Genomic DNA, 11,409 nt, shown 5'->3' with positions numbered 1-11,409 from the left:
TATCTACTTAAACGCAGGCTCCGATTTCGCCGCGCTGAACGCTGCTCCGAGACCCGCCGAGACCGTAACGAGGTGCGACGCTGGTCGGTCACGATGCTGAGTCTCCGCTGGCATCGCTGGCCCAGGGCGCGAGTAGAAACGCAAATACCAGACCGATGCCCACCGCTAGGCCAAAATTGCTCACTGCCGGCGTACTCGACACGGCCAGCAGGCCGAACGACAACCACGTCGTAACTGCCGCTAGAAGGGTTCCAACCAGGCTCACCGCGGCCCCGCCGATCCGTTCGCGCATAAGAATGGCGTAGTCCACGCCAATTGCAGTGACCAACAGCAGGCCGAACAGGCCAAACAGGGTCAACGGCTGGCCGAGCCAGCCTAGGCACGCCAGGCTGCCGAGCGCTGCAAGTAACGGAACGGCAATGCAGCGCAGAGCACCTCTCCAGCCGAATGGCAAGCACAGCAGAGCCAGGATGACCACAGCTGCGAGCACCTTGAGCAGCGCTGCCTGTCGCTGGGTTTCGGCAAACAACCGATTAAGCTCGGCAGGCCGGTCGATGAGGCTGACCCCTGCAATACCCTCGGCCAGACCGTATAGCGCGGAGCTGTCGCGTAGCCCCTGCAACCTAATCAGCCCAGCGACCGTGCCATCGCTTCGAGTCCCCATCCATAGCGGTCGCCACGGTTCGGCAAGCGGGCCTGCCAACACTTTGTCGAGACCTGTCACTGACCGCGCTTCAAGGTTCGCGAGTTCGCTTTCGAGCGCCTCAACCGACATGCCGAGAGCCAGCAGCGGCTGGCTGTGTTCCAGCAGACGTGGCAGAACAAGATGCAGGCTTTCCTGGGCTGCTATCGGCGCGGCTATCTGGCTCAAAGCCAGATAACCGTGAAGCTTCTGTTCCGCCATCAACTCATCGAGGCGTGTGCCGAGCGCTTCCTGACGCTCCAGCAGCTCGTCGGGCGTTTGCGCGCGAACGATAAAGTACTGGCTGGTCGGCTCAAAACCGGTGATCTGGCCGATACGCTCAGCCTGTTGTTGAAGCTCAGGAGCCCGACTGACCCACTGGCGCAGGTCGTCCCTGAAGGAAACCTGGCTGATACCTGCAGCGCAGAACGCCGCGAAACCGACCAATAACCAGCCTGATGGAAACCGAGTGAGCAGTGCGCGGCGCAGCTTCAACCCGCGCTCAGCCCAGCTGAGTGGTACGGCCCAAGGCAGCAGCGGTGCATTCAGCAACGTAGGTAGCAGGCATGTCGCGCAAGCAAAGGCACCGACCAGACCAGCAGCGGAAAACACCGCGACCTGGCTCAGCGCTGGAAATGCAGTGAACGCCATGGCCAGATAGCCGATGACATTGGTTGTGAGCGCCAGCGCCAAGCCCGGCAGCGTCAAGCGCAGCGCCCGATAGGGCTGCCATGGCTGCAGCGTCCAGCTCTTGGACAGGTAATGCAACGGGAAATCGATACTGACGCCGACCAGACTGGCGCCAAGCACCAGGGTCAGCACATGAATCTGACCGAACAAGGCCACACAGGCAGCCGCCCCGCTCAGAGCACCTACCAGCACTGGCAGTGCGACCAGCAAGACGCGTGGCGTTCGGAACAACAGGTGCAGTAAAGCTAGCGTGGCGACCAGCGACACGCTGCCAATCAGGCTGGCTTCTTCACGCGCTTGCCGCTGCCCGTACGCCGCATATAGGGTGCCGCCTGCCGCGAGCAGTTCGCCGTGCTGAGACTCGACCCAGCGGCGAGCTGCACGAACCTGATCATCAACTTGCAGCGGCATTTCGTCATCAAAGGCGTCACCGTGGGTTTGCGCATGCACTACAGCCCAGTGCTGGCCGTTATGTTCGGCCACCAGCGCGCCGTCGAGGCGCGGGTGAATATGACCCGGCTGCGGGAGTTGCCGCTGTGCCAGATCGGCTAATCCGAACCAGTCCTGTTCGACGGGTGCCAGGCTGGTGCTTTCAAAAGGATTGAACAGGCGCTGCAGACGCTGTTGTATGTAATCTTCCGGGGACGCTATAAGGCTTTCGCGGCTGGCCCGGCTAAGCAGTGCCAGTCGCTGATCCAGCAGTTGCTGACGCATCGCGGGCAGGTCGGCTTGCACGGACCGCTGAATCTGGCTGAACAAGCCGCTGGCATTGAAGATGTCAGCGACCTCTCTGGCCAGCTTGACCGCAGTGTCTTCGTCTTTGTGATGAACGAGCACCATCAGGTCGCGATTGAGCGACTCTTGCATGCGTTTCTCGGCGAATTGTTCGAGCTCGCCTGGTTCGCCGCTGGGCAACAGTTGGAGCAAGTTGGCGCTCACCGGAGGCCCGTCTCGCCATTGCCATGCAGTCAGCCCGACCAGCCCGAGCAATGCTAGAAAGAACAGCGCGGGCAGCCAGACCGGAAGCTTGAGCGCATTGTCAGTCGGCGAGGTCATGGAGTTCGCTGGCGCTCAACTGATTGTCAATCTGGATGTTGGTCAGCCGTAATGAGGTGCTGTCGCCCTGAGCCTCGAGCAGATCGATACGCTCGGCTGTGGCGCTACCTCGTATGTGAATGGAAGAGAAAATCTGTTTAAGCAGTTTGGAGCGTGGGGTCAGTTTTAACGTCCATGCCTGTGTTGTTCCGCTCAATTCCAGTTCGAAATCACGCTGCAAGGCTTCGGTGTCACCTTGCAGCACGGCTAGGAAAAGATCGTTCTGTCTAGCCCCGGTCCTTGACGTGTTAGTCTGCTGCCAGCCATTGGGCGTGCGCTTGGCAATTCCGCTGGCGCTGATACGGTAATCCTGTTGCAGCGGATTCTGCAGGAACCAGAGCAGCCCACGGTCACGTGCTAGAACAAAGGTGCCGGAGCTGACCAGTGGCTGAGGCAGGGCTCGCAGATGCTTTTCCTGAGTAAACGAACCGCGTATCAGAGCCGGTTCACTCAGCTGCAGACTGAGCTGGATCAGCTCGATCGCATGAGCGCTTGTGGCCGTTATGATGAGCAGGCTCAGCGCAATCAACGTCTGGCGGACAGAGAGAATGAGCAATTGCATCATGACAGCGCGCGCTCCACGGCTTCGACCAGCACCTTCGGTGAAGCCAACAGCATTTCGCGACTGGCGATCTCCACGGCGACCTGAACAGTGCTGCCTCGTGTCATCCGTTCGCCGGTTTCGGCATCGCTGATCAGGTAGTTGATCTTCAGGCGGTTCTCCCACTCCAGAAGATCGGCGCGAACGATGATGCGCTGGTTGAAGCGAGCGCCGCGCATATAGCGCAGCTGAAGATCAATGATTGGCCAGGCATAACCGGCGTCTTTCATTTGTACATAGTTATGGCCTATGCGGTCTAGCAGGGCGCAGCGCGCCATTTCGAAGTATTTGACGTAATGACCGTGCCAGACGATGTCCATGGAGTCGACATCAAAGAAAGGCACCAGCACTTCGACCTCAGCCTGCAGCACACCGCTCTTACGCATAAAGCCCCCAATGCTGCGCACGGATGCGCTGCAGGCAAAGGCGCAGTTCGCTTTCCAGCGCCCGATCCTCTATCAAGGGTGGGAAGTCTTCGCCCAACGCGATGTGCATCTGTCGCAGCGGTTCCGGCACCACGCGTGCAGTCTCGCTCCTCTGCCGCAGCCAGACACCCTGGTTGGCGGCAAGCAGCGTGGCGGCAGCAACCTGCTCGGTCAGTTCGAGGCTACGCAGTGCGTCCCGAGCAGCTATGGTGCCCATGCTGACCTTGTCCTGGTTATGGCATTCGGTAGAACGCGAGAAGACGCTGGCCGGCATGCTGTTCTTCAGCGCTTCTGCGGCCCAGGCGCTGGTGCCGATTTGTACCGCCTTGAAGCCGTGATTGATCATTGCCGTGGCGGCCGGTGCGCCGGACAGGTTACTCGGCAAGCCGTGGTTGTAACGGCTGTCCACGAGCAGCGCTAGCTGGCGGTCAAGCAGGTCAGCAACGTTGGCGACAAGGTTCTTCAAGCTGTCCATGGCAAAGGCAATATGCCCGCCATAGAAATGGCCGCCATGGAGCACGCGCTCGTTCTCGGCGTCGATGATCGGGTTGTCGTTAGCGCTGTTCAGTTCGGTCTCGATGAACTGCCGCAGCAGCCCCAGGCTGTCAGCCAGAACGCCCAGCACATGTGGTGCGCAACGCAGCGAGTAGCGATCCTGCAGGCGGTGCAGCGGAGCAGTTGGCGCATCGATCACCAGGTCCTGACGAATCCAGGCGGCGACCCGCATCTGTCCTGGGTGCGGCTTGGCCGCAAAAAGGCGCTCGTCGAAATGCTCTGGATTGCCTTCCAGTGCGAAGACGTTGAGCGCAGTGATACGGGTGGCCAGTTTGAGCAGATAGTCGGCGCGGGCGTAGGCAAGACAGGCCAGGCCCGTCATAACGGCAGTGCCGTTCATTAATGCCAAGGCTTCCTTGGGGCGTAACGTCAGCGGCGTCCAGCCAAGTTGTCGATGCAATTCTGCAGCGCTGCGACGCTCGCCGCGGTACCAGACCTCTCGCTCACCAGCCAGTGTTGCGGCAACGTAAGACAGCGGCGTCAGGTCGCCACTCGCACCGACCGAGCCTTCCTCAGGGATCAGCGGCAAAACGTCATGTTCAAGGAACGCCTGGAGGCGCTCGAGCAGTTCGATGCGCACGCCGGACATGCCATGGGTCAGCGATCGCAAGCGGGCGGCGAGCACTGCGCGCGTGGCTTCGGCATCCAGCAGCTTGCCAAGACCGCAGCCGTGAAACGTGAACAGGTGCTGCGGCAGTGCCTCGACCTGGTGCAGCGGCACGGCTACCACGCAGGAGTCGCCATAGCCAGTGGTTACGCCGTAGATCACACCTTCTCGGTCGAGCAGGGTATCGAGAAACTGAGCGCCACGGGCGATACGCTCGCGAAACGCGGCATCGGACTGCAGCCGGGCTGGCGCGCGCCTCTGGGCCACGGCCAGCAGCTGTTCGATGCACAGAGGGTGTTCGCCAAAGATCACAGGCTCAGCGTTATTCATGGGTCTTCCAGAAAGGGTAGAAGTTGAACCATTGCAATGGGGCTTCCAGACAGCGTGCTGCCAGTCGATCCGCGTAGCGCTGCACCCATTGCTGAACCACTGCATCGCGCTGACCACGTCGCCATTCGACTCGATCGGCGAAAGGCTCCAGATGGACATGAAATTGCCCGTCGTGTTTTAGGCAGAACAGCAGATTTGCCGGGCATTGAAGCAAGCCGGCGAGCAGCCATGGGCCCTGCGGAAAGGCAGCGGGTTGGCCAAGGAACTCGGCAATGGCGATGCGCCCCCCGTGCAGCGGAATCCGGTCGCCGGCGATCGCGAGCCATTCACCTTGGTCCAGCCGGTGGGACAATTCCATCATGATCGCCGGGTCGAGCTCACTGACCTGAATCAGCCGCAAGTTGTCTGCGCCTGATTCGTTCAACAGCCGATTGAAGCGCTCGGCGTGACGCGTATGCACCAGGACATTCATCTTTACCTTGCGGCCCATTTCCGCGAGGGCTCGGCAGATTTCCAGATTGCCCAGATGCGAGCCGACCAACAGTTGGCCGCGAGGGGCTTTGAGGTCAGCGTGCAGGTTACCCTGGTCGTGCAGTACCAGACGATCCAGTGCCAAGCGGCCGCCCCAGACATCGAGCTTGTCCAACAAGGCGTCGGCGAACGCCATGAATTGCCGGTAGACCGAGCGCGAGTTGGGAATAAGGTCGTGGCGGCCACTCCATCGTGAGAGATGACGTTGATAGAGCTGCGCACTGTGCCGGGCGCTGCGGTTGAACAGGTAAAAATACAGGACGATCAGGTAGAGCAGCGGGGCCATGGTGCGTCGGCCAAGCAGGCGCACGGCGACAGCTGTCAGCTTCATCAGGGCAAAGCTTCCCCGTTCACGATGCGTCGCCCAATGTGACCGGGCGCCAGCTTTTTCGCTCATCTGTACAACCGTCGCCAGAGCAATGCGGGCGCGCGCATGAGCATGCCGCCAAACAGGCGCGCATGCATTGATGAGATCAACAGGTTGTCGCGCCACATGCGAAAGTGCGATATGCCGTCTACCGGGTAGCGCACCCGCGTCGGTAACCAGACCATCGGCTGCTCACGCCAGTGCAGGCGGACCAGAATTTCGGTGTCGAAGTCCATGCGCTGGCCCAGCGTCGTAGTATCGAGCAGGGCTAGGGTCGGCTGCAGCGGATAGACACGGAAGCCGCACATGGAGTCGCGAATCGACAGTGATAGGGTATTGATCCATACCCAGACGTGAGTCAGGTACCGTCCATACAGCCGCCCCTTAGGCACGCTCGAATCGTATTCGGGGTAGCCGCAGATGAGCGCATCCGGAGCCTGGCTGGCGCGATCGAGAAACAGCGCCACGCTGCTCAGGTCGTGCTGACCGTCGGCATCAGCCTGCAAGGCATGGCTGAATCCAAGTTGGGCGGCTGAACGCAGGCCGGTAGCCACCGCCGCGCCTTTGCCCTGATTTCGCTGATGGCGAAACACATGCACGCAGGCATGCTCCGCCAGTTGATCGATGACTTGCGCGGTGTCGGCACGGGAGCCATCGTCGACCAGAATGCAGGGCAGGTCTTCGGCAAGTAACGTGTGGACGACCTTAGGCAGGCAGGCCCCGTGGTTGTAGACCGGTACTACCGCACAGGGCTTGAACCAGTCCTCGTCGATCGCCAGCGTAAGCTGTCCATGGCGGTCCTCCGCGACGGGGGCGACGTCCGATGCCGGTGCGATGGGCGTAAGGGTGGTCACTGGCTATCTCCCAGCAGAATGCGGCCCGATGAGCAGGACGCGTCACCGTTGTGGTAGGCGAAATACAATTTGCTGCGCTCGTGGTCGAAGCGCAGGGTCAGGCGTAACCGATCACCCGGGCGGGCCAGTTGCTGGAACTTGAGCACTTCCATGCCTTGAAAACTGGGCGGCAGACCTGCAATCAGCTCACGGGCGAGGCCTATGGCCCAGTCGATCTGCACCACCCCCGGTAGAACTGGCGTCTGCGGGAAATGGCCGGTGAAATGCGCCAGATCGGGGGGGACGGCCAGTTCGAGCTGCCACAGGTCGTCTTGCACACTTGAGCTTATACGCTCAGGTTGTAACGGGCGGGGGCTCTGCAGAAGCGCGTCGAGTTGCGCCTGTGGGAGCTTGCCCTGACTGTTAAAGGGAAGGCGGGTGACCAGCCTCCAGCGGCGCGGCAAAGCCAGCGTTTCGCAGTGACTCGACAAATGCTTGCGCAAACAGTCGGTCAATGCGCGCCGGCCACCGTTGCGCAAGGCATGCAAGCCGGCCTCACTGAGCGCGACCAGCGCCGCCAGGTAAGCGCGGTGGTCGTTGATCACGCCGAGGCGCACCTCGCTGACGAAAGGGTGTGCAGCCAAGGCCTGTTCCAGCATTGGCAAGGAGATGCGCTTCTCTTCCAGCTTGACGATGCGATCCAGTCGTCCGAGCAGCTCGAAGCGCCCATCGGGCTCGATTCGCGCCGCATCCGCCGTTTGTTCGACATGGCCTGGAGGTAGGCAGGGCGAAGCGATGCGCAGCGCCCCATGATCGTCTTGGTTCAGCTGTACGCCGACGAACGGCTGCCACAGGGTTCCGCCTTGGCGCCAGCCGATGCCCCCCGTCTCCGAGCTGCCATATATTTCCGTCGGTAGCTGACCCAGCCGCAGAAGCAGTCGTTGGGCCGCTTCGACATCGAGGGCTCCACCAGAGGAAAAGACCCGGCGCACGCTGCGTAATCCCGGCCAGTCGAGGTTATCGCCCATCCGCTTGAGCAACGCAGGGCTGCTTACCCAGCAGAAGCGAGGATGTTTACGACTCGCCAGCTGGACGTCCTCAGAGAAAGGCTGCGCGCGGCGCAGAAAGGGGCGGCCCGCGCACAATGGCCAGAGCACGCGAAACAGCAAGCCGTAGATATGTTGAGCGGCGACGCTGGCAATCACACAGGCGTCCCCGAGGTCCGAGCCCCAGCACGCTTCGAGTGTTTCCACCTCGTTCGCCAGCTGGCGCAGGCGTTTTTCGATCAGTTTCGGTTCACCGCTCGACCCCGATGTGCAAAGCATCAGTCGGCAGTTGTCCAGGTCCAGCTTCGCTGCCTCCATCGGCTCGGCAAGCAGCTCCGAGATCTGCGCGTCGCCCTCCTGATCCGTTAGCCATAGGTCGGCTTGATGAGCCAATCTCAAGCGGCTAGCGGGCTGCAGGTCGGCCGGCAGTAGCACTGTCACACCCGCTCGCCATGCGCCGAGCAGCGCAACGGCCAGCTCACCCGCATCCTCCAGATGAAGAGCAAGGCGGGCCACGCCCCGGTTCCGTAGCCCTGCAGCCAAGCGCAGGGCTCGCTGTCGCAGTTCAGCATATTCCAGCGCGGGGTCGAACGTGACCGGCCGCGACTTTGGTGCTTGGTCGAGCAAGCGTTCCAGGGGAATCCAACTCATGTAACTTTCCTGACTCGCTGGCGTATCAACCACTCACCGGCGAAAAGCAGCCCCATCAGCAAATATGCGATAAGCCCGGTATACAGCGTCCACCAGCTCAGCGGCGCCCAGAGCGCCAGTCCGCTGGCGATGCTGGCGTTAATGATGAAGTAGCCCACCCAGACCCACGTAACCTGGCGCGTATAGCGCACCGCTGCGGGGGGCATTTGAGGCTCGCTCAGTCGCGCTAGACGTTCGATGATCGGCATGCCGGAGCAGAGGCTGCCGGCAAACAGGCCGAACAGCGCCAGGCTGATCAGCACCGGATACCAGCGCAACAAGGCTGGCTCGCCCGCCAATCCCAGCAGCAGACAGAACATCAGCGCGGTCGATGCCATGGTGTAGCTCAGCGGTGTCTGCTTGCCACTGAGCAGTTTGGCCATCCAAAGGGCACCAAGCAGTACGGCAAACGTGCGGGGCGACAGATGCTCGAGGCCCAGGTAGACCGCGAACGGATAGGCGAGACCGGCCAGCAACAGGCCGAAACCGATCATCCTGCTGGCGTTCGTCTTGCCTGTACGTGCGACTGCTTGCATCGTGACATCCGTGTGATTGCGGGAGCGTGAAAAAGCGTGCCGGAGCGCCGGCATATGCCTGCTTCTCTCAAAGTGGCTCAGGCCGGTTGCGGATTCACCAGGCGATGCACGGCCTCGACGACGTCGCCCACGGTCCTTACCGACTTGAACTCCTCTGCGGCGATTTTCTTACCGGTTTGCCGCTTGATGTGATCGATCAGGTCGACCGCGTCGATGCTGTCGATTTCCAGGTCCTGATAGAGGTTGGCTTCCAGGCTGACGCGCTCGGGCTCGAGCTCGAACAGTTCGACCAGCGCATCACGCAGGGTCTCGAAGATTTCGCTGCGGCTATTCATATCAGGCTTCCTCGACGACAGGGCGGTTAGCGTTGACGTACGCAGTGAGGCTTTCGACACTGGCAAAATGCTTGCGTGTGTCCTTAGCATCAGCGTCAATCTTGATGCCAAAGCGTTTCTGGATAGCCAGCCCCAGTTCCAGCGCATCGACCGAGTCTAGCCCGAGCCCTTCGCCGAATAGCGGCTGATCGGCCACGATGTCGTCCGGGCCAAGGTCTTCCAGACCTAGGGCGTCGATGATCAGTTGCTTGATTTCAAGCTGTAGTTGGCTCATCGAGTGCGAGCTCCTTTATAAAGTGTCGGTGCAGATGGTCATTGAGTTGCCGAGAGGCGATAGGGGCTGCTCCACGAGCGGCGAACACTTGCGGGTCAATGTCCTCACCGACGCGCAAATGAAAGTGAAAACGTCTTGCTGGAATGCGGTACCAGGGCTCGGCCTTGGTCAAGGTCGTCGGCTTCACGGTGATAACCACTGGCGTTACGAGGCGTGCGCCTCGTAGGGCTATGGCCGCCGCGCCGCGATGGAACTGCGGCGCCTGACCGGGAGTGGTGCGCGTGCCTTCAGGAAAGATGATCAGGGTCTGGCCATGTTTCAGCGCATCGGCAGCTTCATCGAGCATCTCCGCACTGCCGTTATTGCTGATGTACTGAGCCGCGCGAATAGGCCCCCGGGTGAAGGGGTTGTCCCACAGGCTCTGCTTGACGACGCAGTTTGCGTCGCGGATCAGGGCAATCAGTACAACCACGTCGATCAGCGAGGGATGGTTGGCAATCACCAGTTGCCCGGGACGGCCGAGTCGCTCTGCGCCTTCGACTTCATAGGTCAATACACCGCTGCGATACATGAATTGAACGAATAGCCAGAACAGGCGGCTTACGGTTTGACGCGCCCGCTGGCGGCGCTTAGCCGAGTCGCCTGGTAAGAGACTCAGCAGAGGGAATACGATCAGTCGCAGGCACAGTCCGCCGAGCCCGAACAGAGTGAACGACATGCCGGTCGCGATCAGACGCCATAGCCAGGGTGCGTCGGGCCGCTTGCTCAATGAGCCTTCTGCCAGGTCCATTGGCGTCTCTCCCATTGGTGCTGAAAGGCCGGCTCGCCGTTTAGCAGCGCACCGACGAGCTTGATAGCGTGCGGTTGTTTTGCCGAGTCATGCGGCTGATCGGTGGTGTGAAGGCTCAGTTCCCAGGTTCGGCCCGGCTTGAGCAGTAGCGCTACGGCGTAGGGGAAACTGACATCGCTGACCCACGGATCATAGGCAGCCGGGGGCTGGTCTTCGGCGACAACGACCAAGACCGCGGGAGCGCCTTCTGCAAGCAGCAGCGAGGCTTCAAGTACGGCGTGTTCCAGCCCGTCGCCTTCGGCAGCTAGTGCAGTCATCTCACTGGTGTCGTTCCGTTGGATCGACCAGAGACCAATGATTGCGTTGTGGACCGACAGGCTGAACTGGGTTGGGGAAAGCGGCTCGTCGCTCGCCAGGTCATTGAGGATGGCGAAGGTGCGCGCCGTTTCACCGTGACGAGAGGCGTAGACGAGGGGCAATGGCGACTGTGCCTGTGCCAGTGGTGTTGCAACGGCAAAGACCATCCTGGCCAGTCGGCTAAGCCGGCGGCGTTGCATGGGTGGCAAGAAGCTAACGTCCGGTTGGGCGTCGCCGATTTCGAGCTCATACTTGTCCCGAGCCCAATTTGCCCAGTCGTCAGCGCTCTCCAGACCTGGAGCCCAAGCCTGCCATTGATCGATATTGAATTGAATCACGCGTGAACTCACCGGCTCGTCCGCGAGCCTTGTTATTGGCGTGTCGACGTCCCTGTATAGCGACTATCGGTAAATGTCTGCGGTGAAAACCGCGGCATTATCCAATCGCCATCAGGCCTAAGCAAACATTGCGTGAAATATCCGGACAAAAGGCGAGCTTAAGTAGGAACCAACTATCTCGTCGTAGGTCTTAGTGAGGTTTTTTCGTTGGCCTAAAGCTGCGCGGCTGTGTTCCTGCAGTTCTGTTTAGCGGCCAGTGGCCAGTCGCTTCAACGCAAAAACGGCAGCGCCTGCTGCCGGTCCATGTCTTGCTCTAGGGCTAAGCGG

The 11,409-nt window shown here is 60.9% G+C and carries 12 protein-coding genes; all 12 read right to left on the bottom strand.

Translation table 11 applies throughout. The features are described 5' to 3' along the window. Positions 1-88: 88 nt before the first annotated feature. Complete coding sequence (locus tag JQR87_RS17295) at positions 89-2,428, bottom strand: MMPL family transporter (RefSeq protein WP_407294768.1); 2,340 nt, start codon at positions 2,426-2,428, stop codon at positions 89-91. Further along, the gene (locus tag JQR87_RS17290; protein ID WP_407294770.1) at positions 2,412-3,032 is read right to left on the bottom strand and encodes an outer membrane lipoprotein carrier protein LolA; all 621 of its coding nucleotides are present in this window, start codon (positions 3,030-3,032) and stop codon (positions 2,412-2,414) included. The genes JQR87_RS17295 and JQR87_RS17290 overlap by 17 nt, the downstream gene beginning before the upstream one ends. After that, on the bottom strand, positions 3,029-3,454 hold the full coding sequence (locus tag JQR87_RS17285) for an acyl-CoA thioesterase (RefSeq protein ID WP_407294772.1): 426 nt from the start codon (positions 3,452-3,454) through the stop codon (positions 3,029-3,031). Before JQR87_RS17285 ends, JQR87_RS17290 begins: the two co-directional genes overlap by 4 nt. Beyond that, entirely contained in the window at positions 3,447-4,985 is a 1,539-nt protein-coding gene (locus JQR87_RS17280) for an HAL/PAL/TAL family ammonia-lyase (RefSeq protein WP_407294774.1), read from the bottom strand. The genes JQR87_RS17285 and JQR87_RS17280 overlap by 8 nt, the downstream gene beginning before the upstream one ends. Continuing rightward, positions 4,978-5,913: a glycosyl transferase gene (locus tag JQR87_RS17275; protein WP_407294775.1), complete on the bottom strand. Its 936-nt coding sequence runs from the start codon at positions 5,911-5,913 to the stop codon at positions 4,978-4,980. Before JQR87_RS17275 ends, JQR87_RS17280 begins: the two co-directional genes overlap by 8 nt. After that, a complete protein-coding gene (locus JQR87_RS17270; protein ID WP_407297653.1) occupies positions 5,910-6,656 on the bottom strand; it encodes a glycosyltransferase family 2 protein in 747 nt (248 codons plus the stop codon). The genes JQR87_RS17275 and JQR87_RS17270 overlap by 4 nt, the downstream gene beginning before the upstream one ends. A 77-nt stretch (positions 6,657-6,733) precedes the next feature. Beyond that, positions 6,734-8,413, bottom strand: coding sequence for an AMP-binding protein (locus tag JQR87_RS17265; protein ID WP_407294777.1), 1,680 nt, complete (start codon positions 8,411-8,413; stop codon positions 6,734-6,736). Next, complete coding sequence (locus JQR87_RS17260; RefSeq protein ID WP_407294779.1) at positions 8,410-8,988, bottom strand: hypothetical protein; 579 nt, start codon at positions 8,986-8,988, stop codon at positions 8,410-8,412. The genes JQR87_RS17265 and JQR87_RS17260 overlap by 4 nt, the downstream gene beginning before the upstream one ends. A 77-nt stretch (positions 8,989-9,065) precedes the next feature. After that, positions 9,066-9,323 carry an acyl carrier protein gene (locus JQR87_RS17255; RefSeq protein WP_407294781.1) on the bottom strand — a complete coding sequence of 86 codons (258 nt, stop codon included), beginning with the start codon at positions 9,321-9,323 and terminating at the stop codon, positions 9,066-9,068. A 1-nt stretch (position 9,324) separates the two neighbouring features. Then, positions 9,325-9,597 carry a phosphopantetheine-binding protein gene (locus JQR87_RS17250; RefSeq protein WP_407294783.1) on the bottom strand — a complete coding sequence of 91 codons (273 nt, stop codon included), beginning with the start codon at positions 9,595-9,597 and terminating at the stop codon, positions 9,325-9,327. Next, positions 9,578-10,387: a lysophospholipid acyltransferase family protein gene (locus tag JQR87_RS17245; RefSeq protein WP_407294785.1), complete on the bottom strand. Its 810-nt coding sequence runs from the start codon at positions 10,385-10,387 to the stop codon at positions 9,578-9,580. The genes JQR87_RS17250 and JQR87_RS17245 overlap by 20 nt, the downstream gene beginning before the upstream one ends. Then, positions 10,363-11,082, bottom strand: a complete 720-nt coding sequence (locus JQR87_RS17240) for a beta-ketoacyl synthase chain length factor (protein WP_407294787.1) — start codon at positions 11,080-11,082, stop codon at positions 10,363-10,365. Before JQR87_RS17240 ends, JQR87_RS17245 begins: the two co-directional genes overlap by 25 nt. Positions 11,083-11,409 lie beyond the last annotated feature (327 nt).

This window comes from Stutzerimonas stutzeri (assembly GCF_051028275.1).
Classification (GTDB): Bacteria; Pseudomonadota; Gammaproteobacteria; order Pseudomonadales; family Pseudomonadaceae; genus Stutzerimonas; species Stutzerimonas stutzeri_AS.
The sequence above is the reverse complement of the archived record's forward strand: the minus strand, read 5'-3'. Positions and strand labels throughout refer to the sequence as shown.

Excerpts from the sequence above, each read along its gene's own strand:
- JQR87_RS17260 (WP_407294779.1), bottom strand. The coding sequence starts at position 8,988 with ATGCAAGCAGTCGCACGTACAGGCAAGACGAACGCCAGCAGGATGATC.
- JQR87_RS17280 (WP_407294774.1), bottom strand. The coding sequence starts at position 4,985 with ATGAATAACGCTGAGCCTGTGATCTTTGGCGAACACCCTCTGTGCATC.
- JQR87_RS17255 (WP_407294781.1), bottom strand. The coding sequence starts at position 9,323 with ATGAATAGCCGCAGCGAAATCTTCGAGACCCTGCGTGATGCGCTGGTC.
- JQR87_RS17265 (WP_407294777.1), bottom strand. The coding sequence starts at position 8,413 with ATGAGTTGGATTCCCCTGGAACGCTTGCTCGACCAAGCACCAAAGTCG.
- JQR87_RS17285 (WP_407294772.1), bottom strand. The coding sequence starts at position 3,454 with ATGCGTAAGAGCGGTGTGCTGCAGGCTGAGGTCGAAGTGCTGGTGCCT.
- JQR87_RS17250 (WP_407294783.1), bottom strand. The coding sequence starts at position 9,597 with ATGAGCCAACTACAGCTTGAAATCAAGCAACTGATCATCGACGCCCTA.
- JQR87_RS17290 (WP_407294770.1), bottom strand. The coding sequence starts at position 3,032 with ATGATGCAATTGCTCATTCTCTCTGTCCGCCAGACGTTGATTGCGCTG.
- JQR87_RS17245 (WP_407294785.1), bottom strand. The coding sequence starts at position 10,387 with ATGGACCTGGCAGAAGGCTCATTGAGCAAGCGGCCCGACGCACCCTGG.
- JQR87_RS17275 (WP_407294775.1), bottom strand. The coding sequence starts at position 5,913 with ATGAGCGAAAAAGCTGGCGCCCGGTCACATTGGGCGACGCATCGTGAA.
- JQR87_RS17295 (WP_407294768.1), bottom strand. The coding sequence starts at position 2,428 with ATGACCTCGCCGACTGACAATGCGCTCAAGCTTCCGGTCTGGCTGCCC.